The sequence below is a fragment of the Saccharospirillum impatiens DSM 12546 genome, from assembly GCF_000423605.1.
Taxonomy (GTDB): Bacteria; Pseudomonadota; Gammaproteobacteria; order Pseudomonadales; family Natronospirillaceae; genus Saccharospirillum; species Saccharospirillum impatiens.
Map to the genome: position 1 here is coordinate 95,354 of NZ_AUIH01000003.1, position 25,014 is coordinate 120,367.

Here is a 25,014-nt window from a genome sequence, read left to right on the forward strand (position 1 = left end):
TCAGAAGCGCAACCGCCCAGCGGTTGCCCTTCCCGTTTGCCTGGAAGGAGTAGTCCATTATGAAACAGGAGTCCCTGACCGTTGCTGATTGCATGACCCCGGCCCGGGTCGCCATTCCAGCAACCGCGACCGTCACTGAGGCGGTTCAGATATTGTTGAAACACAAAATGCTTGGCGGTGCCGTGGTGGATGATCAGCACCACCTGGTCGGCTACTTGTCTGAACAGGATTGCCTGAAACACCTGATCACAGACAGCTACTTTCGGGAGAACACCACCCTGGTTTCAGACATCATGCGCCGCGATGTACTGACCATGTCGGGCGAAATGAGCATCATCGATCTGGCCCAAATCATGACCCAGGACAAACCCAAGAAATACCCGGTTACCGACCACCGCAGACTCATTGGTGAAATCACCCGAACGGATGTGCTCGCTGCTCTGCTGAGGCTCAGGGTCTGGAACAAACAAACCGCCTGACGGTGAACCCACACCACTGATTTACACCCTGGCGTCAGCCGAACTCGAATTTGGTGGGTTTTTCGTTAGAATACCCCCGTCGTTGTCGCCAAGTGTCCCAGTTCATGATTCCACGCCTGAAAGACGTATCACCAGTCCAGAGCCATTACCTTGCCTTTATCGATGCCTTGCGCAAAACAGGGTTCGAAGGCGAGCTTAACCCGGACTATGCCAATCGCACGGTGCTGGCGACCGACAACTCGATCTACCAGGTGCTGCCGCAGGCGGTTATATACCCGCGTCATCGTGGTGATTTGCAACGGCTGACCCGGCTGATCAGCCAGGATGACTGGCAATCGATCGTCATCAGCCCCCGCGGCGGCGGTACCGGCACCAACGGCCAATCTCTGACCGATGGCATTGTGGTGGACGTATCCCGCCACATGAATCGTATTGTTGAGATCAATGCCGAGGAAGGCTGGGTACGCGTCGAGGGTGGCGCGGTCAAAGACCAGCTCAACGCGGCGTTGCTGCCTCACGGTCTGTTTTTTGCGCCGGAACTGTCAACCAGCAACCGGGCTACCATCGGCGGTATGATCAATACCGATGCCAGTGGTCAGGGTTCAGTCATGTACGGCAAAACCCGCGATCATGTCCTTAATCTCAGCACCGTTTTGCTCGATGGATCCCTGCTGGAGACCGGCCCTGTCGATGCAGCCGGCCTGGACGATGCCAAGTCACAACCCGGGTTGATTGGCGAGATATTCCGGACCGTTGATGATATCCATCTGCGTCGGGCCCAGGATATTGACGCTCATTTCCCCAAGCTGAATCGCTGCCTGACCGGATATGACCTCGCTCACATTCGCGATGAACAGGGCCGGTTCAACCTGAACAATATCCTGTGCGGTTCTGAAGGTACGCTCGGTTTCATCGTCGAAGCGCGACTGAATGTTCTGCCAATTCCAAAAGTATCGGCCCTGGTTAACGTACGTTACGACAGCTTTGAAACGTCGCTGCGTGATGCCCAGACCCTGATGCAAGCCAGGCCCGCTTCCATTGAGACCGTCGACAGCCGCGTGCTGGAGCTGGCCAAGGGCGACATCATCTGGAATACCGTGGCCGAGTACTTTCCTTCGGCTGCGGGTGAAGTCGTTAGCGGCATCAACCTCGTAGAGTTCACCGCTGACGACAACGCCACCCTGGAAGCCGGTGTAAAACGCCTGACCGATTCGCTGGACGCACTGCAAGGGCAACCAGGCAAGTGCACCGGTTACTCGGTTGCCTGGGGCAACACCGCGGTCAATCAGATCTGGGGCATGCGCAAGAAATCCGTTGGTCTGCTGGGCAATGCACAGGGCGAAGTACGGCCGGTCCCCTTCGTTGAAGACACGGCGGTACCACCGGAAAATCTTGCCGACTTCATCATGGCGTTTCGCAAAGTACTGGACGACGAAGGCCTGACCTACGGCATGTTCGGCCACGTTGATGCCGGTGTTTTGCATGTGCGACCGGCACTGGACATGAAAGACCCGGAGCAGATCAAAACGGTAAGGCGAGTGACCGATGCGGTAGTCGAACTGGTCAAACAGTATGGCGGACTGCTTTGGGGCGAGCACGGTAAGGGCGTGCGGTCCGAGTTTTCGCCAGCATTTTTTGGCGATCTCTACCCGGAGTTGCAAGCCATCAAACGCGCATTCGACCCGAATAACCAGCTGAATCCGGGCAAGATCGCCACAACACAACCCGAACTTAAATTGCTGGCTATCGATGCAGTCACCACACGCGGCGACAAAGACCGGACCATACCGGTGGAGAGCTGGTCTTATCAGTCCGAAGCCATGTACTGCAATGGCAATGGCGCCTGCTATAACTACGACCCAAACGATGCCATGTGCCCTTCCTGGAAAGGAACCCGGGAGCGCAAACACTCACCCAAAGGCCGGGCATCACTGATTCGCGAATGGGCACGACTGCTTGGTGAACAGGGTCACAGCACCCGGTCACTGGCAACCGCAGAGCATCGCCGGATACCGCTGGTGCACTGGCTTCCTCGCGCCTGGAACACCTGGCGCCGGGAGCGCGGGGACTATGACTTCAGCCACGAAGTCTACGATTCGATGGCCGGTTGTCTTGCTTGTAAATCCTGCACCGGACAATGTCCGATCAAGGTCGACGTACCTGAGTTTCGGGCCAAATTCCTGCATTTATACTACGGGCGTTATCTACGTCCGCTGAAAGACTACTTCATTGGCACCCTTGAATTCGTCATTCCATGGCTGGCCAAACGTCCTTTCAAATGGGTCTACAATGGTCTGATGGCCGCCAAACCGGTGCAGTGGTTTCTGGAACACGTTGCGGGCATGGTCGACAGCCCGAAAATTCATCGCCATCAACTGGGCAGCCTGATGCATCAATTGGGCATCGACTGGGCTGATGCAGAGATCCTTCAGGGCTTGCCCGCCCGCGAGCGCGAGCGATCCGTAGTGATTGTTCAGGATGCGTTCTCCAGCTTTTTTGATACCGATACCGTCGCCGATATTCTGCGCTGCCTGCAGCAACTCGGATTTAAGGTCTGGGTAATGCCCTACCGGGCCAATGGCAAGCCACTGCATGTTCACGGTTTTCTTAAAACCTTTACCTGGGTCGCCAGGCGCCGCCAGAAAGACTTCGCTGCTCTGGCAAAAAGTGGGGTACCTTTGGTAGGTATCGACCCCTCAATGACACTCGCCTATCGCTCAGAATACGTGAAGTATCTGGACGGTGCCGTTACACCCGTCCTGCTATTGCAGGAATTTTTAGGCCAACGGCTCACACACATCGAATTGCAACAGGGCCGGTATGAACCAGGCGCCGTGAAACTACTGGGGCACTGCACCGAAAAAACCAACGCAGCTGCCAGTATGAAAGACTGGCAAGCCATCTTCACCGCCCTGGGCCTGACACTGGAACACGAAGCCGTAGGCTGCTGTGGTATGGCCGGCACCTATGGCCATGAGACGCGCAATAAAGGCACTTCTGCGACAATCTATGACCTCTCATGGCGACCCCTGCTCGACACCGGGTCTGAAGATGACCAGTGGGTTGCTACGGGTTACTCCTGCCGCAGCCAGGCCCAGCGTCAGCAAGGCATCAGTCTGAAGCACCCACTGCAGTATCTGGCTGGTCGGTTTACCGGATGATGGCTCCCGGTCTCCTACCGGGAACCGGGTAATCACGACCAACCGCCCGGCGCGCATGCCTGCATTGCCGAATAATCAATGGCAATCATGGATCGATTGCCTAAAATGCCATGACGTGAAATTCGCGACCGACGCGCTCTGCTGACACGTCAACCACCGACCTAAACCGGAACTGAACCAAAGGACACCACATGACATCCTGGAGCCCAGAATCCTGGCGCCAAAAGACCATTCGACAGTTGCCCAACTACCCGGATCAGGGTGCCCTGAACGCCGTTGAATCCGAACTTGCCCACCAGCCCCCGCTGGTATTTGCCGGTGAAGCCCGGGCACTCAAGAAGCAGCTGGCTAGTGTTGCCAACGGTGATGCCTTTCTGCTTCAAGGCGGGGATTGCGCCGAAAGCTTCAAAGAATTCAATTCCAACCAGATTCGCGACACCTTCAAAGTATTGCTGCAAATGGCGGTTGTGCTGACATTTGGTGGTCAAAGTCCGGTAGTGAAGATCGGCCGCATGGCTGGTCAGTTCGCCAAGCCACGCTCAGCCGATGATGAAACCATCGGCGGCGTCACACTACCCTCCTACCGGGGTGACATCATCAATGGCATCGGGTTCGATGAAAACAGCCGCATACCCGACCCGACAAGAATGCTGAAAGCCTACCATCAGTCGTCATCCACGCTGAATCTGTTGCGCGCATTCGCTCAGGGCGGGTTGGCCGACCTGCATCAGGTGCACCAGTGGAACCTGAGCTTTGTCGACAAAAGTCCCCAGGGTGAGCGCTACCAGCACCTGGCTGATATGATTGATGACACCCTGGCGTTCATGAGCGCTTGCGGCATTTCTCCGGAAAACACCCCACAGATTCGTGAGACTCAGTTTTTCACCTCACATGAAGCCTTATTGCTGCCCTACGAACAAGCGCTAACACGCCAGGACAGTCTCACCGGCGACTGGTATGACTGCTCTGCACACATGCTGTGGATCGGCGATCGCACCCGCCAACTCGACAGTGCCCACGTCGAATTCTGCCGTGGCATTCACAACCCGCTCGGATTAAAAGCCGGTCCCAGTACCGATCCGGAAGACCTTATCCGGCTGATCGATATTCTCAATCCGAACAATGAGCCCGGCCGGCTCAACCTGATCGTACGTATGGGTGCCGACAAGATTGCCGATCACTTTCCGGCTTTGTTGCAACGGGTGAAAGCGGAAGGTCGCAATGTGGTCTGGAGCAGCGACCCCATGCATGGCAACACCATAAAAACCGGCAACGGCTACAAAACACGCGCTGTTGATTCAATTCTGTCAGAGGTGAAAGATTTCTTTCAGATTCACCGGGCCGAAGGGACACACGCCGGTGGCGTTCACTTTGAAATGACCGGTCGCAACGTGACCGAATGCATCGGCGGTGCTTTTGAGATCACCGAGCATGATTTGGCGGAACGCTACCACAGCCATTGTGATCCCAGGTTGAATGCAGACCAGGCACTGGAACTGTCGTTTCTGATTGCTGATGCGGTGAAGCAGGCGAGAAGAGGCTGATCAGCAAAGACCAACCCTCACCCTTACCGGGGAACCAGTCTCTCACCGGGGTGATCCGGTAGTGTGACTAAAAAAAGCGGGCCAGGCCCGCTTTTTTAGTCACACCACCCGAATATGCCAGGGCTCGTAACGCACGCCATATTCATTGTCCGTGGTATAGCGAATCTTGACGAAACCCAGATCCTGAAGTCTCTTGAATTCATCGGTCTGAGCGAAGTCGGCGGTGAAGTTGCTCAGCCCACCGTTTATCCGGCCCACATCGAAGTCACCAATTGCGTGAAAAGAATGCCCCGGGGGCGCCAGCGAGCGTGAGGCTCGCGACAGGTTACCTTCAGACTGAACGGCTTTGGCCATAAACAAGTGGTATTGTTTAACCACGCCACGTACACCACTGGTCAGCAATAGAGTGTCGCCGACTTTTTCACGCACTTTGTCGTAAAAAGCTTCCGAATCGCCGCGCAAGAGATAATGGCCGCTGCCGGGAATCTTGGAGATGTCATTGTCGGCATAACTGTGGGTCAGGTCACTGATCACTCGCTCGCCGAAAAACCCCAGGCGTGACACATCATCGTAGAAAAGCTTTTCCAGATAATCCAACTCAGCGGTAGGGAAGTCACCGATGCGAGGCTGATAACGGGCATAGCGCAACATGTCGTCAAACGACAAAACGTTGAAATGACCGTGACCGACATAAGACTGAACCCGGTTGAGGCGCTCAAGCGCTGAAACCAGCGTCGTATATTCCGTCTCAGTCATATGAACATCGTCAGAAAAATCGTATTCAAAATGCTCGACTTTCTGGCGCACACGCTCTGCTTCGTCTTCAACTTCGGCAATGTAAACCGGAGCACCGACGGTTGCTGCCGTCTCGTCCAATATCGGCGTTTCCGATTGCGACGGTGTCATCTCAGCGAAGTCGGAGGACAGGGCGTCCACCAATGTTGAATCAGGGGTAACAGAGGCCAGCGTGTCAGATGCAGCGGGTACCTTTAGACCGCCAGCCTCATTGGGTGTCTCAAAACGTGGACCCATGGTTTGCATGGCTCTGGCGGGCTGGGCATAGCTCAACCCTTCCCGGTCAGGTGCTGCTGCGAAAGGTGTAGCGTTATATGACACCGCTTCATCAACCAAAGGAGCCCCTCGCAGGGCCTGCTCTACTGCAGCTTTTGCCTGCTCGGCCTCGGTTGGACCCCAAACCTTGGACGAACGCCGTATCATGTCAACGGAGGCGTAGCCTGTTCCAACTAACACTGCCGAAGCCGACAACGTCTGGTACAGGAATTGTCTTCGATTCACGCATGTACTCCAGAAAAATGATGTATCAGGCACACTAACCATGCTTGATGGCGGCCGACGATCTCTAATCTTTAGTATGAGACCCCGGTCACACCGCAGTATCTGATGCCTTTACTTTATTTGCAACGCACTGCTACCTATTGAAGTAATAAATTTAATACGGGGTTTAAAACACACCCTGAAGTGTCAAATATTTGTCTAAATCGGTGTCAATCGGCCTCCAGGGCCTGATGTTTTGCTTTGATAAAGTGACTGTGATGGAGGTATAAGAGGTCGGACAGTCGCCGGATCATATGGTCTTCATGCTTGTCGATCACCCCGTCAGCCAGCGCGGTGCGCCACAGATCGACCACCAGCGTCATTTTTTCATCGACGTTCAGTTGCTCATTCAGTAATTTGGTAAACTGGAAGAGGTCATGGCTGTCAGAATGGGTTTGCTGAGCCCGGGAAACCAGTTCCTGAACAACTTCACGAGGCTCTCCGGTGCGCTCGACCAAACGCTCGGTTATCGCTGCCTGTTCGCGGGCATCCAGATCGTGATCAGACATCATGATCTCTACCATTAACACTGTAATGGCCTCATCAACCGTAAGTTCGGCTATGGGCTCTTCAGGGGCATCAAACCAGGCCATGATTTTGGATAACATAGTGACCTCTTCCTCTTTTTTCACGTGTATGACAATACCCCACCAGGTACCGTCCCTGTTTTTAACTGGAGTCTAGCAAGCACATGAACCTGACCACACCAGCTTTACTGTTTCCGGCCATTTCCCTGCTGTTATTGGCCTACACAAACCGCTTTCTGGTAATCGCTCAACTGATCCGTTCACTCTACAAACAGAATGCAGAACATCCGGATCGTGATTTACGTGAACAAATCCTGCACCTGAAAGTTCGGATCGTCGCCATCCGGCGCATGCAGGTTTTGGGCATTATCGCCTTTATCTTCTGCGTACTGTCGATGTTGATGCTGTTCCTTCAGATGCCCAGCCCGGGCACTGTGCTATTTGCAGCCTCTTTGGTGTTGCTGGTTGCGTCTCTGGGTTTCAGCCTCTACGAAGTGCAAATCAGCGGCCAGGCGCTGCAATTGCAGCTCAAGGGTCTGCAGGATCCCTCCGCTACGACGCAGCCGGGTCCACCAGTAAATTCTCCATAATCGCCAAATACAGGTCCGTCAGGGTATCCAGATCGGCAATGGATACGCATTCATCGACTTTGTGGATGGTCGCATTAACCGGGCCTAGCTCAACGACCTGCGCACCGGTTGGCGCAATGAAACGTCCGTCTGAGGTACCACCGGCGGTTGACAGCTCGGTGGCAAACCCCTGTACTTGCTCAACGGCTGCTGTCGCGGCCTGGACCAGTGCTCCGCGATCAGTAAGAAATGGCTGCCCCTTCACTTCAAAACGCAAATCATAATCGAACGCTTGTTGGTCGAGCAGTGCGCGGGTGCGTTGCTGCAATTGCTCAACCGTCACTTCCGTACTGAATCGAAAACTGAACATAATCTCGGCGTCACCGGGAATGACATTGGTAGCACCGGTACCCGAGTTAATATTGGAAATCTGAAAGCTGGTAGCCGGGAAGTAATCATTACCCTGATCCCAGACTTCAGTACTCAGTGCGGCGATGGCCGGAGCCGCCAGGTGCACCGGGTTTTTGGCCAGATGCGGGTACGCCACATGACCCTGAACGCCCTTGATCGTCAAATACCCCAGCATGGAACCGCGTCGGCCGTTCTTGATGGTATCGCCCACTACAGCAGTACTGGACGGCTCGCCAACCACGGCCCAATCGATGTGATCTCCACGCTCAGTCAGGGTATCCACGACCCGGACGGTACCGTTATAGGCATCGCCCTCTTCATCCGAGGTAATCAGAAAAGCGAGTCTTCCCTGATGCTTCGGGTGCCGGTCCGCAAAACGCTCGGCAGCTACCACCATGGCCGCCAAACTGCCTTTCATATCAGCTGCGCCACGGCCATAGAGCATGCCATCCTCTTCGGTTGGCTCAAACGGGGGGAAGGTCCACTTCGATGCCTCTCCGGTGGGCACTACATCGGTATGGCCAGCAAACACCAACAACGGCTGCCCCTCACCATGCACCGACCAGAGGTTGTCAACATCCTCGAAACGCATCGACTCATTGCTGAAGCCAACCGCAGCCAGGCGCTCGGCCATCAGGGCCTGGCAGCCCTGATCTTCGGGAGTTACAGAGGCGCGTGAAATGAGTTCTTTAGCCAGAGTCAGCGTTGCAGAGGACATGGACGACCTTTTTACGAATAGAATGATGGCGCGTATGATACGGGTAAATGACGCGGGCGTTAACCAGGAGCACCTCCTTTCGCTATGACCCTACCGCCTTCCAGACGAACACAGTGGTATCATTGGCTTAAGGCACGAACGCCCGAGCCCGGAACAGCACTGAAACGCTTTACCACAGGCGGCTTTGTATTTTGTGCTGGTCTGATGGTAATTCTCTTGGCAGACGCCCTGCTTACACCTAGCTTGCAGCAGGAAATAACAACGCTGCTGGGGCTGTTGCTCGTGGCTCTGGGTTCCTTTGTTGCGCTGATGGGGTATCTGGCCATCAGCCTGTTACGAATACTGCTGTTTATATTGGAGCCTTCGCATGACCGAAGCGACCGACATTGAAATATACATTGCCAGCACATCCGCCGAGGCGCTGAAAACCTGGCTCGCAGACCACCTAGACGATATACAACCGGCCGGGCGACAACCTGGAATGCCGAAGAATGCCGTCGCGATGACCGGCTACTGGCACCGCCAGTCATTTTCCATTCTGGTGCTTGAACGGGTGGCCGATCGTTTCACCAGCCTATGGTTGAACAGCAGTGACTTACCCTGGTCCGATGATGCGGCCTGCGCCAGGGCGGCGAGTGAACACTTTAACCAGGAAACGCGCATTGCCGCCGGCGGCTGGACAGAATCCGACGATCCGGATGCCTGGGTACAGATCATGCCGGGTGGCGCAGAAGCGGCTATTAGCTGGAAAACCGGATAGGTTTGGAAAGCAGGCACAAAAAAAGCGGGTTGAACCCGCCTTTTTTGTCGAAACACCCGGGCCTAACGCTGGCGAACTACTGTGACATCTTCCGCCTGCAACCCTTTGGTGCTCTCAACCACACCGAATTTTACCCGCTGCCCCTCTTGCAGGGACCGGTGGCCACGTCCGCGAATGGATCGGAAGTGTACAAACACATCTTCCTGATTATCCCGGGTGATAAACCCAAACCCCTTACTCACGTTAAACCACTTGACGATACCTTCTTCGCGATTATCTTTCTCTGCCTGCCCCAGTAATGGTTGTGCCATGTACTGCGCCAGTGTAGCCAGTACAGATACGACAATCAGCACCGCAACAAAGGCAATCCATTCCGAGCCACTGACACGGGTATTGGTCAGTTCAGCCAGAGTCACTTCGGCTCCAACACCCGACAAAATCAGGGCAGCTGCCAAAATAACGGGAGCCGGAAGGGCTACCAGAAGCGCCACGCCGACGCGTATCAAAAACATTCTTGCATTCATAATTACCACTCAACTGTTCGAATTGTTGTCATTATTACGTTCAATCCCTGGATACGCTGTTATCATAAGCAGACGGTTAGTCTGAGAAACTCGCTCATACTCCCGTGTAGAGATAGAGGCCGTTCCTTCATATTTAGGTGCTCTGTGCGCAATTTGTTCCTATAAGCAAACATCACCAAATCAATGGCAATGGCTACTCAAGCAGGTCTCACTGCTAACCGCCGTGACTGAGCTTCCTGCTCCATACTCACGTTTAAAAACGCGTGATCTGTCACCTCAAAGCCCGTCATAATGCCAAAAACTACGCCAAAAACCAGCCCTGGACACTGAATATGAACCAGCAAGAGCGCCTGACAGACCTGGAAATACGCCTGACTCATCAGGACGATACCATCGATCAGTTAAATCACGTCATTGCGGATCAGCAACAACGGCTGGCCCGACTCGAACTCGCCCTACAGCGACTGGCGGCAGAGCAGCAGGATTTTAAAGAAGGTTTATCGCCCGACATTGTCGATCAGCCACCACCGCACTACTGAGCACCTGATAGCGGAGCACTCTGCGTTTTAGCCTGGGTTGAGGTAAACTAACCCCATATTTACGGTAAACAGGTGCCCCTATATGCGATCGTTGCTCGATATGATCAGCCGCTGCGTTCAAAGCGTCTTGTTTTTATGGGTCAGAACCGACAACAAACCAGCCAGGGTTGACCTGAACGTCCTCACCAAGAGCACCCCAGTGGTTTACGTACTGGAGCAACAATCCACCGCTGATGCCATGGTGCTGGATCACCAGTGTCGCAAGCTGGGGCTGCCCGATCTGTCCCGGCGCCTGACTTTACCCGGGTTGGAGGGCAACCGACCGCTCATCAGTATCCATGCACGCCGTTCCGTGTTGCGACGCCATCGCAGGGGCGTGGCTCCGCTGATTCAGCCCATGCTGAATTATCTGACGGAAAACCCTGAGGAAGATATTCTGCTGGTCCCGGTTGCACTTTTCTGGGGCCGCGGCGCCAGCAAGAGCAATAACCTGCTCAAAGTTCTGTTGAGCTCGAACTGGAATCTGGCTGGACGCCTTAGAAAGCTGTTCACGGTGTTAATCAACGGTCGCAATACCTATTTCGAGATCAATGAACCGGTATCACTGCGCCAACTGGTCAATGACGAGCCAAATACCGACGTTGCCAGCCGAAAGGTTGCCCGGGTTTTACGCGTTCATTTCCGGCGGGTACGCACCGCTGTAATCGGGCCAGACCTGTCACACAAACGAGTTTTGGTCAGTCACCTGTTGCATACGGCTCCGGTTCGAAAAGCCATTGAGCAACATGCGTCGGCCAAAGGCATCAGCCGGGAAAAAGCGGAACGCCTTGCCCATAAACACGCCAACACCATCGCTGCCGATGTGTCATACAATGTCATTCGGTTTCTCGATGTTATTCTGACCTGGCTGTGGAACAAAATATTCAACGGGGTTCTGGTCAACGGCCTGGATCCGGTGAAAAAGCTGGCTGAAGATCATGAGATTGTTTACGTGCCCTGTCACCGTAGCCATCTCGACTACCTGCTGCTGAGCTATACCCTGTATTATCAGGGGCTCAACGTCCCCCATATCGCTGCTGGCGAAAACCTCAACATGCCGGTGGTTGGCGCCCTGTTGCGCAGAGGCGGGGCGTTTTTCATCCGCCGGAAGTTTGGCGGCGATAAACTCTATACGGCGGTATTCAACGAATACATGCATTCCGTGTTTTCCCGTGGCTACCCGGTTGAGTATTTTGTCGAAGGTGGCCGTTCGCGCACGGGCCGGATGCGCTCCCCTGCCACGGGTACGCTGGCGATGACGGTGCGCAGCCATTTGCGGGATCACCGCCGGCCAATCGTTTTTATTCCGATTTACATCGGCTATGAAAAGGTTTTCGAGTCACGTTCCTATCTGGGTGAACTGCAAGGCCAGGAAAAGAAAAAAGAGAATCTGTTTGATCTGGTCAAATCTGTCCGTCGGCTAAAAAACTATGGACAGGTGTATCTCAACGTGGGGGAACCACTGCATCTGAACACTCTGCTTGCAACTCTTCAGCCTGGCTGGGATCAGCACGCCTACGGACCAGACGACCGGCCAAGCTGGATGGTCCCTTTTGTTGATGAACTGTCCCGCAGCGTGGTAACCCGCATTAACTCTGCGGCCGCATTGAACCCGATCAACCTCGTTGCGCTGACCTTACTGGCAACACCACGCCAGGCAATGGACGGGGAATTGCTGCAACAGCAATTGACCCTGCTGACTGAGCTGCAGCAACACCTGCCCTATGACACCCACATTACCTGGCCTGAGGGCGATGCCAAACAGTGGATCGACTACACAGAGCAAATGGGTATGTTACGGCGGATTCCGCAAAAGCTTGGCGATCTGTTTGGCCTCGACAGTCAAAACGCCGTGCTAATGTCTTACTACCGCAATAACGTGCAACACCTCTATGCCATTCCGGCTCTGGTAGCGGCTCTGCTGGGACAAGGCCAGGGCATCAGCCTGGATAAGCTCAGGGAACGCGTTGGGCTGATCTACCCCTACCTGCAAAGTGAACTTTTCCTTGCACCCAGTGTCGAAGAAGCACAGAAACAGGTGTCAGTCTGGATTGAATTCTTCCACCAGGCCGGCCTCATTCACCGGGAGGAAGATCGATGGTTCGCGTCCCTGATGGGAACGGCCAGCCGACTCAAACTCGAACTGCTGGCGGCCATTATGGTCCCTACTCTCGAGCGGTACTTACTGACACTGGCTGTGCTGATTCGCGCTGGCACTGGCCAGGCGACCAGCACTGAGGTGGAAAATCAGTCGCAACAAATGGCGCAACGACTGTCGGTACTGAACGGCCTCAATGCTCCGGAATTCTTTGACAAAGCTTTGTTTAAGAATTTCCTGCAGACGCTGAAGGCCCGGCAAGCTATAACCGTCAACGATCAGCATTGCCTTGAATTTGACGACCGTATTCTGAATATTGTGCTGGCATCAGACAGCGTCGTACCAGCCCAGGTACTGTATTCGATTATGCAAGTGACTGGCCTGCGTGAGAGCGAACCCGAACAACCGCAAGTGGACGAAGGGCCGACCCTGACTCCTTAACTCAAAAGCTGGCGCTCAAATAATGAAAATACAGCCAGTGGCCACGAGGAAAGTTCTCACGAAATCCTCGACTGGTAAGCCGTTGGTTTTCGTATGTTGAAAAAGGCAGCAAGCCATTTTTCTTACAACTTGCTGGTGTTATGAGCCTGAAATTCGCAGGGTAATTGGCTGGTCGTCAACCATAGCTCCAGTGCCATCCGGACTGTCGGGTAATCGTCACGAATTTCAGACTCATGACACTAGTCGTTGCTGATGGACTTTAACGGATAAATATCGAATCGGCTGCTTTTACCAGCCAATACAAGCCCTGGTTTCTGGCCATCCAGCGGGGGGGCAATACGCGGTCGCTTCACCACCACTCTGCGCTGCGCACAGGTCAGTGCTGGCGCCAGTAAAGCATCTGCGTCTTCGTCAGCCCCAACCAGAGCGTGAAACAACGCCATGTCTTTTTTTACCGCTGCTTTACTGCGGCGCTCCGGATACATTGGATCGAGATAGACTACGTCAGGAGACAAGGCGTGAGCCATATTCAGCAAGGTGCCATCGTGCATACTCATGCGATCAAACACCGGGTCACCACTGCTGCGGGCTCGCTCGAGCCCGTCAGTCAACAGCAAGCGCACAACGGGGTGTCGCTCCATCATGATCACGGTCGCCCCCAGGCTCGCCAGAACAAAAGCATCACGACCAAGCCCTGCTGTGGCGTCCAGCACCACCAGGTCTTTGCGCTGATGCAACCCCACTGCTTTGGCAATGGCCTGTGATCGCCCTCCCCCGAACTGCTGACGATGCCTTGCAGCGCCACCGATGAAATCAACACAGACAGGGTGCTGTTTGACCATGTCACCACTGGCCAACCCCAACGCCCCCCCGGTAATGGTTAAAAAAAGGCCGTCTGGGCGTTCAGAGACTTCCTGGGCATAAAGAGCAAGCCGGGCCTGAGTCTGTGATGCAATCAGATGCCCCGGCTGCGCCGAATCAAGGTAGAAGTCAATTCGATGGTTTATCGCATCCATAGTGGAATGTCCGTCGCCTCCGGGTTCGGATCACAGCGAAAAATAAACGAAGAACAAGAGCCCTCCGAGCGCGAACCGGTAGAGTACGAAGGGCAAAAAGCCAATGCGTTCGATCCACTTCAGAAACAGCGTAATGCACGCGTAAGCACTAATAAACGATACCAGAGTACCGCCTATCAGTTGATTCCAGTATACCAGGTCCGGTTGCTGGACAAGGCTGACCGTTTTCAGTACGCCTGCTGCAAAAATCAAGGGTATGGACAGCAAAAAACTGAACCGTGCGGCATCCTTTTTACCGTAACCCAACGCCATGGCTGCTGTCATGGTGATACCACTGCGCGACGTGCCTGGAATCAGTGCGATCGCCTGCGCCAAACCGATCAACAGCGTGTGTTTCCAATTCAGTTCTTTCAAGGTACGCGTTTCGGCTACGCCCGCATCCGACCACCAAAGAGCGGCCCCAAACACACTCGTGGTAATGGCAATGACCAGAATACTGCGCAAATGGGTTTCTATCTGATCCTGAAACAGATAGCCAAACACGACAGCGGGGATTGTTGCCAGAATGATCCACCAGGCCAGGGTCCGCTCAATGGCATCGTGCGGACGGCGCGCCAGATGCAGGCTCCAATGCACTAACATACGCCCTACGTCGGCGCGAAAGTACCAGAGCACTGCCAACAACGATCCGACATGCACAGCAACGTCGAATGCCAGGCCCTGATCAGGCCAACCCAACAGCTGCGAAGGCAAAATCAAATGAGCGGAGCTCGATATCGGCAAAAACTCGGTGATTCCCTGAATCAAAGCCAGAACAATGATTTGCAGCTCAGATAGCATCTATGCTTCCTTTACAGTAAAAAACCTCGTCCCCGGACAATGAAGACAAGCGACGATGTGAGAGCAACAGTCACCCTCCAACTTTTGGCTTATTATCCCATGTTACTTTGTCACGCAAATACACCGGCAGTGCCTGCTCAGGTGCCACCTTGACGCTCGCATCGCGGTGCAACAAAGCCAGCGCCAACTCGGCCCCCCAAATCGCTTTGGGTAACGTCAACTTGGGCGGCTGCAATGCCAAGGCTGCTGTCCAGGCATCGCTGAACCCATAATCAGTCTGCCAGCCACTTCCGGCAAAATAAGCACCCACACTGGCGTCACTGGTGGGCGGTACCGGTAATTGGTTCGGCGTTAACAGTGATTCATCACCCTGAAAAACAGGAAAACCCTGGTCGATCTGGAATCGCGCAACGTACAACTCGCGCATGCGTGCGTCCAGGGCTACCCATACTTGGCGGGCATCGGGGTTGGCATGACCAGCTTCCATAGCCAGTGTTTGCAGTGTACTGACCGGAATCACCCCGCAATCGGCGCCTAAAGCAATACCCTGAGCAATACCCGCAGCAATACGAATGCCCGTGAACGAGCCAGGTCCACGCCCGTAAACAACCGCATCCAGACTGGTTCGTGCCCAGCCCGACTCAGCAACCAACTGATCCAGCAATGGCAAGATTTGACGAGCGTGCTGCCTTGGCAAACTCTGATGGCATTGTAAGACACGGTCCCCGTCTTTTAACGCCAGTGAGCAGTAATCACCTGTGGTGTCGATGGCCAGTAATCGCGTCATAGGATCAAACCCTGAAAAGCCGGCAGTTTAGCACAGCGCTGACCCTGTTCAGAACACAAAAAAGCCACCGTACGGTGGCTTTTCAGGGCAATGCTTCAAATCAGACCGACAGCTCTACTCAGCTTGTCGCTGCAGCTTTCGCTTTTGGCGGACGACCCGGACCCGGCCGACGACCGCGCTTTTTAGGGCCTGGCTTTTGCTTCGTGGCTTCTTTTTTGGTCAACGACTTAACTTTTGCCTTTATTTTGCGTGCCGCTGCCTTGCTTTTGGCTTCCTCTTTCGCGCGGAAGACCTTCAGCTTCTTGGCATCTTTGCGAACACGCGCCTGACGCCACTTGGACTCAAATTTGGCGATTTCTTTCGCCAGATCTTCTTCCTGCTTGGTGGCCAGACCCATTTCAAACTCAGCGGCCTTCAATTCAACCTTGGCTTTCAGCTCTTCAGCCTGAGCTTCGATCTCAGCAACTTTATGGTCAAACTTGGCCACCTTAACCGCTTGCTTGAATTTTGCTACGGTCTCTTTAGCGGCTTTTTCCTGGGCTACAGCGGTATCCAGCGCACGCTTTGACGCCGCTGACTTGACCGTCGCAACTTTGGTTTTAGCGGTGGCTTTCTTAGCGGCTATGGTATCCAGTTTGGCTTGTGCTTTAACCAGATCGCCTTCAGCCTTATCCAGCTTTTTAGCGGCAGACACTACACCGGTATTAATGGCCGATGTTACGGCAGTTGCCGCCGCCCGAGGACGACCCGCCGCTTTTTTAGCTGCTGCTTTTTTTGCAGGTGCCTTTTTCGCGGTCGCTTTTTTAGCGGTGGTTTTCTTAGCAGGTGTTTTGCGGGTTACTGCTTTCTTGGCAGTGCGTTTTGCACCGGGCTTAGGGCCACGCTTGGCAGCAGTTTTCTTTTTGGCAACAGCCATGGGTATCTCCTTCTCAATTATTACGTCGATACGCGGAATGAACACTCATTCCAATAGAGTAATGCAATGTCACTAATTTAGTCAGATGGCTTTAAAGATGCAAACTATAATTTAACAAAAAGTGATATTAGCATCATCATTCGCTGTATAAATTTCCAAAAACTGAGCAATTCCTTTTTTAATAAGTCATAAAGCCAGTTTTTAGTAATTTTATTGAGTTGCAAATCCAGCCGCAAATGAAAACCCTGAGAGTGAATTAATCCTCTATTGCACACTCCCGTTCTGACAATAGCGCTGAATATTCACCAGGGTTAATCCAAACAGAGAAAAGACAACAATAAAGTCCTAACTGGTTTATAACCAGGTGACGTTACCTCCCTATTCTTATTGGTTTCTGATAATAAAATTTTCCGCCGGAATCGGGCAACCAGCTCCCTGACTATTCTTATCATAATGGCCCCATGGAAACCGGAGCAGATAGACTGCTTGGTTCTACCTCCATTTTCGCATAGCCTACTAGCCTATTTAGGCTATACAACCCCACCCTGCCTCCTTATAGCCCATTGAGTTACAAAGATACACAAAGCCTCTAACGAGATATTTCAGGGCCTTTACTGTAAGCATTCACTCACACAAAGTTATCGACATCTTGTACACACCCTCTCCCCAGGGTTATGCATTGCTGGCTGGCGAGCACCGGCGTAGCTTGACTGGCCGTTGATCCGAATCAGGAGGCTATCAATGACTGGTTACCATGCCGCGACCGGGGCGCCGGCCCCATCCCTCGTTTTCTTACGCAGGCATCAGGTTGCGGATATGATTGTCAGCCTTGCGTTCAACGAATGTGCCCAGCGACGCATGCCGGAGATGAAAGGGTTACTCATGGATGCGCTGCATGAGTTGCCGCCGGAGTGTTTTATCGCTGATGACTGGTCTGACATTCTAGTTCAGGTAATTCAGGGTCTATTGTCGGAGGAACCGACGCTGAATGCCCTATTGATGCCGACGGCCCTTAAGGCTGCCATTTTTCAGCTCAATCAGCGTTTGTGCAAGGTGCACCCGGGTCACTGACCTGCAAACGGCACCAGCCCATTCAGTCTCCAGATTTGACCCTGCGGATCCCATACCAGGTTTGCCGACCCGGGTATGGGCGACTCCTGACTGGCCTTGATTTGGTTTAATCGGTCATCGCCATCAAAAACAGGGGCCCACACCCATTCTTTGAGGTCATCCACTTGCCAACTAAAACTGATCCGGGCCTGTGTATCACCCCCGGTTTGTGGATCAAGGGTGATCTCCCCCAAACGAAGCAGTACAGCATCTCCATACCGGATTGTCGGCTGCAACTGTCCCGTAACCGGCAAGTACTGAACCCCTGCCGTATTTCGGGTTACCCAGCCCTGAGACGTCAGTTCCCGCTGCTCGGCGACGACCGCTTCGCGCTCCAACATACCTTCATCAACCAGTACATCCAACTGACGTCGAAATGCTTGTGATTCCGTATCCAGTATCACATAAGGCAGTTCAGGTACCCGGACAGTCAACGCCTGGCTATTCAGCACCGGCGGAATCAGTTCGGACGCCAGCAGTCGCAACTGTTGACTGGCGTGGCCCACCGTACCATAGCTGTACCCCACAACAGGCAGCAGGCCCAGTGCCAGAATAGAGGTAACGACTAATAGCCTTCTCAATCCAGTCATCCATCCGCCTCATTTTGATCCGAACTGTGGTCAGTCATTTGACTAACGCACGAATTATGTCGGTTCGTTGTTAAAAACCTTAAGTTTAGAACGCATTGATTCAACATACAGTCAGCGACATTTGAAGCAGACACTATACTTTAAGAACTGTTGATAGCAGCAGTATGGTGACTACTCCTATGGGGACTCAACCCCACATTCATGCGGACATCTTCCCCGGTGTCCGTTTTTTTTGGTTTCGAAATACCCGCCACGTTTTCTTGCTGCCGAATAACTGCCTGTCCCTTTCCCTGACTAGTTTGCTAAACTCTCCGTTTTTTAAGGACAGCTCTCCCATGCATCCTAGCTGGCAACTTCTTGAACGTCACCAGGCTCACTTTTCCGCGCTCAAAATGCTCTGGCTGGACGCGCCCGAAAGCCATGGTCTGATTAAATCGACTGACCAGGCCATCTGCCTTGATCGCAGTGCTTTCAATACACCCGGGCTCACCACCCTGTCGCCCGATGAACCCTGGCCGGACCAGACAGAGGGTATTATTCTGTTCTACCCGAAAGCCAAAGAACGTCTGGCCTGGTGGCTGCACCAGATCGCCAGTTTTGTGCAACGGAATCCAAACTGTCGACTGTGGGTGGTCGGCGAAAACAAGGGCGGAATCAAAAGCCTTCCCAAGCGGGTGCTTGACTGGGCAAGCACAGAAAAATGGGACAGCGCTCGCCATTGCGTCCTGCATCAGCTGCATCCAGCGCCAGATCACACCCTACCCCAAGCCCCGACCTGGACTGAGTTCGAGTATCAGGGTCGATTACTGCAAGCAGGTCCCGGTGTCTTTAGCCAAAATCGTCTCGACAAGGGAACGGCCTTACTTCTGGGAGTGCTACCGGCCCTGAAAGGCCACTGCCTCGACTTTGGCTGTGGCAGTGGCGTTATCGCCCAGACTCTCCTCAGTCAGTCGGATACTGTCACGGTTACAGCGCTGGATATCGATTGGCTGGCCGTACGTTCCTGCGAAAAAAACCTCGCCAGGGTTGCTACCGAAGATCGCTATCGGGTGATTTGGTCAGATGGCCTGGCCCAACTGGACCGTACCCGGTTCAACGCCATCATCACCAACCCACCCTTTCACACCGGCATACGCACTCATTACGAAGCCAGCGAACAGTTGTTCAGGGCCAGTGCTGACTGGCTGGTGTCCGGTGGAACACTGTGGTGGGTTGCGAACGAATTTCTGGACTACCAGTCTTGCTTGCCAGCGACCGTGGGTATGGTCGAAGAAATGGCCCACGGGCGCGGGTTCAAGGTGTACCGGGCAAAGCGCAAGTAGCCTTGCTATCCCGGTTCAGTGTTTAAACACTTCGCCTACGAACAAGTAGCCTTTGCTGCGCACCGTCTTGATACGACGGGGATGATCGGGATCATCCCCGACTTTCGGGCGAATACGTGATACCCGAACGTCAACAGATCGATCCTGACCGTCGTATTCGATACCCCGCAACCGATTGAAGATTTCTTCACGCGTTAAAATCTGGCCAGCGTGGCTGGACAACAACCACAACAAATCGAACTCCGCGCTGGTCAGGTCGATGGTTGAGCTGCCTAGCCAGGCTTCGCGCATGGTGTTGTCGATGATCAGGTCACCAAACTGAAGGCGTTCGGTCCTGGCTGGAATATCCACGGCCTTGGCACGATCAGAGCGCCGCATCAGCGCCTGGCAACGGGCCAGAATCAGTCGATGGGAGGTTGATTTTAACAGGTAGTCATCGGCACCCAGATCAAGCCCGAGCACCTGATCAAGTTCATCGGCGGTCTCATTCAGCAGTATGATACCGCCTTTGAATTCCTTGCGGCTAAGCTTGCACACGGTAAGGCCGCTATCACCATGCAAATCAACTTCTATCAGGACCACGCCGGGCTGTTCATCCCGTATACGGCGCAAGGCAACAGACGAATCGGATTCCACATCAACCTCGTATTCGTTACTCGCAAGGTAATCCCGTAGCTTGCGCGCATAGTCGAGATTGTCGTCAACAATTAACAAACGCTGTTTTTGCATGATTTTGGCCCGGTATCCTACAGCGCTGACTCCGTCAGGCTGATATTAAGTGCCAGCCTCGTCCGGTGCCATCAACTGCCTCCGGCGAGGACTCGGCATGTCACACCCCCTACTTTAGACTCTATTTTCAGTTTTGCAGCAAATTAAATGCACAGAGCGCGGTAAATTGGCTGTCGTCAGCGAGTTCCGAAGATTTTGTCACCGGCATCACCCAGCCCGGGGATAATGTAGCCCTGAGCATCCAGTCGGTCATCCACTGAAGCGACATACAGGTCGATATCGGGGTGTAACTTCAGTACGGTGTCGATGCCTTCGGGCGCGGCAACCAAAAACAGCCCCATGATGCGCTTGCAGCCCTTGGCTTTCAGCAGTTCAATAGTCGCGATCAAAGTGCCACCGGTCGCCAGCATCGGATCAACGATCAGAGCCGTCCGATCTTCGACATCTTCGATGACTTTGTCGAAATAAGGCACCGGTTCCAGTGTTTCTTCATCCCGGTAAAGGCCAACCACACTGACTTTGGCGTTTGGAATCAACTGCATGACGCCATCGAGCATTCCGAGCCCGGCACGCAGAATAGGCACCACAGTGATTTTCTTGCCTTTTATCCGCTGAACCTTTAAAGGTGCCCCGGTCCAGCTTTCAATTTCCACCGTCTCGGTCTCAAGTTCGCGCCCGGCTTCGTATGTCAGCAGGTTGCCAACCTCACCGGCCAGTTCACGAAAATGTTTGGTACTGATACCCGCCTCGCGCATTAACCCCAGTTTATGCTGGATCAGAGGGTGGGTGATTTCATGTATTGCCATATGGGAATCCTCAGTCGACAGACGCCGAAAACGGTTAAACCAAGCTACCAAAGCTGTATTGACAGTATGGCAGATCCAACCGAACCGGCACCTTTCCTTATTTACTCAATATCGGCCATAAAATCGAGCTCTGCCTGTTGGCGAATCACCTTGCGATGATTGGCCCAGAGTGTCCGTATTTTATCCTGGTTACACTTTTGCCGGTCCACCAACACCCGGGTGTTCAACTGCCCGACCCGATTCCCCTGGCCGAGCGGCACCTTGGAGAACACAAACTGATTGGAAATCATGTCCATAAAAGGGCCGGACTTACTGGTCGGCATGATGAACAATAATTGCAGCCCGAGCGACTCGGTCAGGTAACGGATCACCTCTTTGGAGCGCGTTTCATCCATTTTTGAGAAGGCCTCATCCACCAATACCATGCGCAGGTGCGAATCACCCTCATTAAAGCGAAAAGCCGATGTAATGGCCGCCGAACGAATGATATAGGCCGGGGTTTCCAACTGGCCGCCCGAACCGGTGCCGTACTGGCTTAACGCAATCGGCTGTTTGCCTTCGGGCTGTTTATAGATTTCGTAATTGCGATAATTGCGGTAATCAGACAGTCGCTCCAGTTCACGTAACGCTCGCTGCTCGTCGTCATCGAGCAACATCTCCATTAACTGGTCACGAACCTGGGCTGAACGCGCGCTCAGTTCGGTATCGAACAGGGTCTGCCCTTCGCCAAGAGAGGGGCTCTTAATCACTTCATCGAAGAAATGCCAGTACTCGCGGTATTCCGGCACCCAGTCCCAGTCGAACCAATACCGTTCGCGATCGGCGCCGAACCGGTGATGCTCAAGCTCGGCGTTCAAATCTTCCAGCACTCGTTTACCATCGTTAATCGACTGGTAAATGGCATGGCACAGGTTGGTCACAAAGGCATTGTTGAAGCTGTCTTTCAGGGCGCCCAGATTGTCGACCTTCTCGACCAGGATGTTATTTTTCAGACGGTTATGTACCTGGTCGACCTGGCGACGCAAAGACACAATGCCCTTGAAGAACTCAGCACTGTGCAGTTCGCTATAATTCAAATCGAGCGCAATGGCATCTTGCGGCTGGCAGTCCTGATTGTGATCCTTGAGCAATTGTTCCAGTTCATGGGCACGGGCATTAAGCTCACTTTCCAGTGACTTGCGCAGGTTTTCCTGAGTATCCGCATCGGCGGTTTCGGCGGCTGCATCGGCCTCTTCCAGTCTGGCGTCGACGTCAAATTCCGGCCACACACTGACCAGATCGCGAAGGTAGTTTTCCTTGCGTTCGCTATGCAGTTCAGTGGTCTCCTGCTGATCACTCAGAGCCTTGCACTGACGCGACAGAGTCTCTATGCGCTCGCCCAGGCTACCCTTACGCTCAATCAGCTCGCGAATGCGCGCATCCAATGCCTTCAGTTGTTCACTGACCTCGCGATATTCGTCTTCAAGCCCCTGGGCGTCACTCAGATCCAGCGAAGCCAGCGCCTGCTCGGCCATGCGCAATGCCCGCTGGGCTTCCAGCATGTCGCGCATCAGATCGGCATGGCTCAAATGCGCCAACTGATTCACCGCCTGATACAGCGCACTGACTTCTTCTACCTGCGACTGCCAGTCGTTGGCCTGTTGTGCCAGCGTCATCAGTTCATCTTTCTTGGCGGCCATGGCGCGTTCGCGTGCACCCTGACCAAAGACCAGATCGGAGACAGGCATATCGCAACGGTACATGGCATAGGCACCGCTACCGAGCCCCTGATGAGTCACGCCACGACGCGTCTTTTTCAATGCGTCGGCGTCTTCACACTGTTCAACAAGACCATAACTTGCGGTTAAATAGGCACGGGCGACCGAGTGGTCAAAATCCATCAAATGCACGATTGAGTTGGCTGGCAGGGTCACCCTGTCGGCATCCTGGCGGGCCTTGCTGCCTTGAATGACCCGGGCCCTATTGTCTTTGGGCAGGTTGCGTACAATTTGGATGGCCTCTGCCTCAAAGTTGGCTTCAACCAGAATTGCAAAGCGAGCACCACCGATATAGCCCTCCAGTGCCGACTGCCATTTTGGGTCGTGAATATCAACATGGTCACACAGTACCCGGGGGTCGGCTTCAGGCAACTCTCGACGAATCGCCTCCAGCGCGGTGCGCACATGGTAGGGGTAATTCAGTTGCTGACCTTCCAGGCTGTCAATATCCTGTTGCTTGCGAGAGATTGCCTGGCGAATCTGAGTCAATTTCTGTTCGCGCCTGTCCTGCACACGTTGCAGTTGGTCACGCAAACTGACCCCGGTACTTGACCAGCCATCACTGAACCAGGCTTCACGCCATTGGTTCATCAGGCTTTGCTGGGCGATCACATCATCAAGATGCTGTTCCAATGGTGACAGATCAATCCAGTCCCGATTCATCAGGCTGCGAAAATCGACCGGGCTGTCCGACTGCTGCATCACCGATTTGCTCAGTTGCCCGAGTTGTTTACCCGCCAGATCCGGAAGTTCAGTCGCCAGGCTGGTTTTTAACAGGCTTTGTTGTATCCGGGCACTGGCTTTGAGACTGCGTTGCAGTGCATCGTCCTGTTGCAGCAGCGGCGTGGCCAGTTGAGTCAGGGTTTTTTGGCACTGCTCGGCCTGGGTTTCAAATTTATCCTTGTCCTGCAAGGCACCCACGCCCCGGCGCTGTGCTTCCAGCGACACCAATTGCTCATGCGACTGGTCCCGGCGCTGTTCGGCAACGTCGAGGTCAGCTTGAACGGTATCGCGCTGCTGCAGCAGGTTCTGCTGCTCCTGCTTGGCGGTCAGGTAGCGTTTTTGATCGTTGACGAAGCGGGATTTGGCGGCAATGTAATCGGCCAGGTTGTAGTCGAGCCACTGGTCAATATAGCGATCGCTGTGCGCCCTTGATGTCGTCAGTCGATCAATGGTGTTTTTCAGCCGGTTGGCTTCGGCTTCCATTCCGCTGATGGTTTTCATCAGGTCCGATACGGTACGAATGGCTTCACCCAGGTCTTTCTGTTCAAGAATCTCCTGAGCCACGAACGCATTGATGCCTTTGACCGGTTTGTAGGCCATAAATCGTGAAAAGGCACGCGCCGCGTTCATCGCTTCACGCTCACTGACGGCATCGTTACGGCCACGAATGGCGGCGTAAAAACGACGCAAGTATTGCTTTTTGGTATCGTACTTTTCGATTGAAACCGTCTGCGCTTTTAGTCGGCCAACCAATGCGTCGAGTTTGACAACGCTGCGACCCGTATCGCCTTCGATCACAAAGTCAGACTGGCTGAGTTGTTCGCCAGGAGCGATCAGGTAACTGATGTCTCCCATTCTTGCGACCGGCTGAGTGCCCGCTTTATCGAGATAGGCACTGGCGCCAATCACAGCGGTGAAGGGTTCGGCGGGCTCGCCTTCGGTCGGGTGAAAGACCGCAGCCAGGTAGCCGACAGCCCCGTCCGGCCGCGCGTAGGAACCGTCATCGCAGCCCAGCACATAGGATGCCAGTGTACGCACCTGCTTACCGCGTCCACGTTGTGTGGCTTCATCCTGCCCCGGGTTAAAATGAAACAACGTATCGTGAGCGGCGGTCATGATCGTTTGCAGGGCGTCGGCCGCCGTGGTTTTACCGGAGCCATTGCCACCACTGAGCAGGTTGATTGGCCCGAAATCGAATTCCAGCAGCGGTATGTTGCCCCAGTTCACGTAGATGAATTTTTTCAGAAACATAATGAGTCCTGTACAAAAACAG

22 protein-coding genes are annotated in these 25,014 nt (G+C 53.9%); 10 read left to right on the forward strand and 12 right to left on the reverse strand.

Annotated features, from left to right (window positions below; genetic code table 11):
* Positions 1 to 59: 59 nt before the first annotated feature.
* The 3 genes from G565_RS0102950 (at position 60) to G565_RS0102960 (ending at position 5,184) form a co-directional block, all read left to right on the forward strand.
* Positions 60 to 479, forward strand: coding sequence for a CBS domain-containing protein (locus G565_RS0102950; RefSeq protein WP_037337401.1), 420 nt, complete (start codon positions 60 to 62; stop codon positions 477 to 479).
* Between the two features lie 104 nt (positions 480 to 583).
* A complete protein-coding gene (ydiJ, locus tag G565_RS0102955; protein WP_028669638.1) occupies positions 584 to 3,640 on the forward strand; it encodes a D-2-hydroxyglutarate dehydrogenase YdiJ in 3,057 nt (1,018 codons plus the stop codon).
* A 191-nt stretch (positions 3,641 to 3,831) separates the two neighbouring features.
* On the forward strand, positions 3,832 to 5,184 hold the full coding sequence (locus G565_RS0102960; protein ID WP_028669639.1) for a class II 3-deoxy-7-phosphoheptulonate synthase: 1,353 nt from the start codon (positions 3,832 to 3,834) through the stop codon (positions 5,182 to 5,184).
* A gap of 99 nt (positions 5,185 to 5,283) precedes the next feature.
* On the opposite strand, the gene G565_RS25730 is transcribed toward G565_RS0102960, so the two are convergent.
* Both G565_RS25730 and G565_RS0102970 read right to left on the reverse strand, forming a co-directional pair.
* Positions 5,284 to 6,480, reverse strand: a complete 1,197-nt coding sequence (locus G565_RS25730) for a M15 family metallopeptidase (protein ID WP_169579608.1) — start codon at positions 6,478 to 6,480, stop codon at positions 5,284 to 5,286.
* 209 nt (positions 6,481 to 6,689) lie between these two features.
* Positions 6,690 to 7,127 (reverse strand): tellurite resistance TerB family protein, encoded by a 438-nt coding sequence (locus tag G565_RS0102970; protein WP_037337406.1) that lies wholly within the window; start codon positions 7,125 to 7,127, stop codon positions 6,690 to 6,692.
* An 83-nt stretch (positions 7,128 to 7,210) separates the two neighbouring features.
* On the opposite strand from G565_RS0102970, the gene G565_RS0102975 reads away from it, so the two are divergent.
* The gene (locus G565_RS0102975) at positions 7,211 to 7,636 is read left to right on the forward strand and encodes a DUF2721 domain-containing protein (protein ID WP_028669642.1); all 426 of its coding nucleotides are present in this window, start codon (positions 7,211 to 7,213) and stop codon (positions 7,634 to 7,636) included.
* On the opposite strand, the gene dapE is transcribed toward G565_RS0102975, so the two are convergent.
* The gene (gene dapE / locus G565_RS0102980) at positions 7,599 to 8,744 is read right to left on the reverse strand and encodes a succinyl-diaminopimelate desuccinylase (protein ID WP_028669643.1); all 1,146 of its coding nucleotides are present in this window, start codon (positions 8,742 to 8,744) and stop codon (positions 7,599 to 7,601) included. The genes G565_RS0102975 and dapE overlap by 38 nt on opposite strands.
* Before the next feature lie 84 nt (positions 8,745 to 8,828).
* On the opposite strand from dapE, the gene G565_RS26700 reads away from it, so the two are divergent.
* Positions 8,829 to 9,134, forward strand: a complete 306-nt coding sequence (locus G565_RS26700; RefSeq protein ID WP_037337409.1) for a hypothetical protein — start codon at positions 8,829 to 8,831, stop codon at positions 9,132 to 9,134.
* The gene (locus tag G565_RS0102995) at positions 9,112 to 9,504 is read left to right on the forward strand and encodes a hypothetical protein (protein WP_028669644.1); all 393 of its coding nucleotides are present in this window, start codon (positions 9,112 to 9,114) and stop codon (positions 9,502 to 9,504) included. The genes G565_RS26700 and G565_RS0102995 overlap by 23 nt, the downstream gene beginning before the upstream one ends.
* A gap of 62 nt (positions 9,505 to 9,566) precedes the next feature.
* On the opposite strand, the gene G565_RS27570 is transcribed toward G565_RS0102995, so the two are convergent.
* On the reverse strand, positions 9,567 to 10,016 hold the full coding sequence (locus G565_RS27570) for a cold-shock protein (RefSeq protein ID WP_051207203.1): 450 nt from the start codon (positions 10,014 to 10,016) through the stop codon (positions 9,567 to 9,569).
* A gap of 344 nt (positions 10,017 to 10,360) precedes the next feature.
* Here G565_RS27570 and G565_RS0103005 point away from each other — a divergent pair, with 344 nt between their 5' ends.
* Together G565_RS0103005 and plsB are read left to right on the forward strand one after the other, a co-directional pair.
* Positions 10,361 to 10,567, forward strand: coding sequence for a SlyX family protein (locus G565_RS0103005; protein ID WP_028669646.1), 207 nt, complete (start codon positions 10,361 to 10,363; stop codon positions 10,565 to 10,567).
* 82 nt (positions 10,568 to 10,649) lie between these two features.
* On the forward strand, positions 10,650 to 13,145 hold the full coding sequence (gene plsB, locus G565_RS22690) for a glycerol-3-phosphate 1-O-acyltransferase PlsB (RefSeq protein WP_037337411.1): 2,496 nt from the start codon (positions 10,650 to 10,652) through the stop codon (positions 13,143 to 13,145).
* 239 nt (positions 13,146 to 13,384) lie between these two features.
* Here plsB and G565_RS22695 read toward each other — a convergent pair whose 3' ends face one another.
* The 4 genes from G565_RS22695 to G565_RS27175 form a co-directional block, all read right to left on the reverse strand.
* Positions 13,385 to 14,161, reverse strand: coding sequence for a class I SAM-dependent methyltransferase (locus G565_RS22695; RefSeq protein WP_084649193.1), 777 nt, complete (start codon positions 14,159 to 14,161; stop codon positions 13,385 to 13,387).
* A 30-nt stretch (positions 14,162 to 14,191) separates the two neighbouring features.
* A complete protein-coding gene (locus G565_RS0103020; protein WP_028669647.1) occupies positions 14,192 to 15,001 on the reverse strand; it encodes an undecaprenyl-diphosphate phosphatase in 810 nt (269 codons plus the stop codon).
* Between the two features lie 70 nt (positions 15,002 to 15,071).
* Positions 15,072 to 15,788, reverse strand: coding sequence for a tRNA (adenosine(37)-N6)-threonylcarbamoyltransferase complex dimerization subunit type 1 TsaB (tsaB, locus tag G565_RS0103025; protein WP_028669648.1), 717 nt, complete (start codon positions 15,786 to 15,788; stop codon positions 15,072 to 15,074).
* Positions 15,789 to 15,906: 118 nt separating this feature from the next.
* Positions 15,907 to 16,704, reverse strand: a complete 798-nt coding sequence (locus G565_RS27175; protein WP_051207207.1) for a hypothetical protein — start codon at positions 16,702 to 16,704, stop codon at positions 15,907 to 15,909.
* Between the two features lie 741 nt (positions 16,705 to 17,445).
* Between G565_RS27175 and G565_RS0103035 the strand changes: the two genes are divergently transcribed.
* A complete protein-coding gene (locus tag G565_RS0103035) occupies positions 17,446 to 17,775 on the forward strand; it encodes a hypothetical protein (protein WP_028669649.1) in 330 nt (109 codons plus the stop codon).
* On the opposite strand, the gene G565_RS0103040 is transcribed toward G565_RS0103035, so the two are convergent.
* Positions 17,769 to 18,404, reverse strand: a complete 636-nt coding sequence (locus tag G565_RS0103040; protein ID WP_028669650.1) for a hypothetical protein — start codon at positions 18,402 to 18,404, stop codon at positions 17,769 to 17,771. The two genes, G565_RS0103035 and G565_RS0103040, sit on opposite strands and share 7 nt — an antisense overlap.
* A 335-nt stretch (positions 18,405 to 18,739) precedes the next feature.
* Between G565_RS0103040 and G565_RS22705 the strand changes: the two genes are divergently transcribed.
* On the forward strand, positions 18,740 to 19,726 hold the full coding sequence (locus G565_RS22705; protein WP_051207209.1) for a class I SAM-dependent methyltransferase: 987 nt from the start codon (positions 18,740 to 18,742) through the stop codon (positions 19,724 to 19,726).
* Positions 19,727 to 19,741: 15 nt separating this feature from the next.
* Here G565_RS22705 and G565_RS0103050 read toward each other — a convergent pair whose 3' ends face one another.
* From G565_RS0103050 to G565_RS0103060, 3 genes are all read right to left on the reverse strand, one after another.
* Positions 19,742 to 20,455 (reverse strand): winged helix-turn-helix domain-containing protein, encoded by a 714-nt coding sequence (locus G565_RS0103050; protein ID WP_028669651.1) that lies wholly within the window; start codon positions 20,453 to 20,455, stop codon positions 19,742 to 19,744.
* Positions 20,456 to 20,631: 176 nt separating this feature from the next.
* Positions 20,632 to 21,261: a uracil phosphoribosyltransferase gene (gene upp, locus G565_RS0103055; RefSeq protein WP_028669652.1), complete on the reverse strand. Its 630-nt coding sequence runs from the start codon at positions 21,259 to 21,261 to the stop codon at positions 20,632 to 20,634.
* A gap of 101 nt (positions 21,262 to 21,362) precedes the next feature.
* Positions 21,363 to 24,992, reverse strand: coding sequence for an ATP-binding protein (locus G565_RS0103060; RefSeq protein ID WP_028669653.1), 3,630 nt, complete (start codon positions 24,990 to 24,992; stop codon positions 21,363 to 21,365).
* Between the last annotated feature and the right edge of the window lie 22 nt (positions 24,993 to 25,014).

What these genes read in the sequence shown, in the direction of transcription:
- G565_RS0102950 (WP_037337401.1), top strand. Translation starts at nt 60, where the DNA reads ATGAAACAGGAGTCCCTGACCGTTGCTGATTGCATGACCCCGGCCCGG.
- ydiJ (WP_028669638.1), top strand. Translation starts at nt 584, where the DNA reads ATGATTCCACGCCTGAAAGACGTATCACCAGTCCAGAGCCATTACCTT.
- G565_RS0102960 (WP_028669639.1), top strand. Translation starts at nt 3,832, where the DNA reads ATGACATCCTGGAGCCCAGAATCCTGGCGCCAAAAGACCATTCGACAG.
- G565_RS0102970 (WP_037337406.1), bottom strand. Translation starts at nt 7,127, where the DNA reads ATGTTATCCAAAATCATGGCCTGGTTTGATGCCCCTGAAGAGCCCATA.
- G565_RS0102975 (WP_028669642.1), top strand. Translation starts at nt 7,211, where the DNA reads ATGAACCTGACCACACCAGCTTTACTGTTTCCGGCCATTTCCCTGCTG.
- dapE (WP_028669643.1), bottom strand. Translation starts at nt 8,744, where the DNA reads ATGTCCTCTGCAACGCTGACTCTGGCTAAAGAACTCATTTCACGCGCC.
- G565_RS26700 (WP_037337409.1), top strand. Translation starts at nt 8,829, where the DNA reads ATGACCCTACCGCCTTCCAGACGAACACAGTGGTATCATTGGCTTAAG.
- G565_RS0102995 (WP_028669644.1), top strand. Translation starts at nt 9,112, where the DNA reads ATGACCGAAGCGACCGACATTGAAATATACATTGCCAGCACATCCGCC.
- G565_RS27570 (WP_051207203.1), bottom strand. Translation starts at nt 10,016, where the DNA reads ATGTTTTTGATACGCGTCGGCGTGGCGCTTCTGGTAGCCCTTCCGGCT.
- G565_RS0103005 (WP_028669646.1), top strand. Translation starts at nt 10,361, where the DNA reads ATGAACCAGCAAGAGCGCCTGACAGACCTGGAAATACGCCTGACTCAT.
- plsB (WP_037337411.1), top strand. Translation starts at nt 10,650, where the DNA reads ATGCGATCGTTGCTCGATATGATCAGCCGCTGCGTTCAAAGCGTCTTG.
- G565_RS22695 (WP_084649193.1), bottom strand. Translation starts at nt 14,161, where the DNA reads ATGGATGCGATAAACCATCGAATTGACTTCTACCTTGATTCGGCGCAG.
- G565_RS0103020 (WP_028669647.1), bottom strand. Translation starts at nt 15,001, where the DNA reads ATGCTATCTGAGCTGCAAATCATTGTTCTGGCTTTGATTCAGGGAATC.
- tsaB (WP_028669648.1), bottom strand. Translation starts at nt 15,788, where the DNA reads ATGACGCGATTACTGGCCATCGACACCACAGGTGATTACTGCTCACTG.
- G565_RS27175 (WP_051207207.1), bottom strand. Translation starts at nt 16,704, where the DNA reads ATGGCTGTTGCCAAAAAGAAAACTGCTGCCAAGCGTGGCCCTAAGCCC.
- G565_RS0103035 (WP_028669649.1), top strand. Translation starts at nt 17,446, where the DNA reads ATGACTGGTTACCATGCCGCGACCGGGGCGCCGGCCCCATCCCTCGTT.
- G565_RS0103040 (WP_028669650.1), bottom strand. Translation starts at nt 18,404, where the DNA reads ATGACTGGATTGAGAAGGCTATTAGTCGTTACCTCTATTCTGGCACTG.
- G565_RS22705 (WP_051207209.1), top strand. Translation starts at nt 18,740, where the DNA reads ATGCATCCTAGCTGGCAACTTCTTGAACGTCACCAGGCTCACTTTTCC.
- G565_RS0103050 (WP_028669651.1), bottom strand. Translation starts at nt 20,455, where the DNA reads ATGCAAAAACAGCGTTTGTTAATTGTTGACGACAATCTCGACTATGCG.
- upp (WP_028669652.1), bottom strand. Translation starts at nt 21,261, where the DNA reads ATGGCAATACATGAAATCACCCACCCTCTGATCCAGCATAAACTGGGG.
- G565_RS0103060 (WP_028669653.1), bottom strand. Translation starts at nt 24,992, where the DNA reads ATGTTTCTGAAAAAATTCATCTACGTGAACTGGGGCAACATACCGCTG.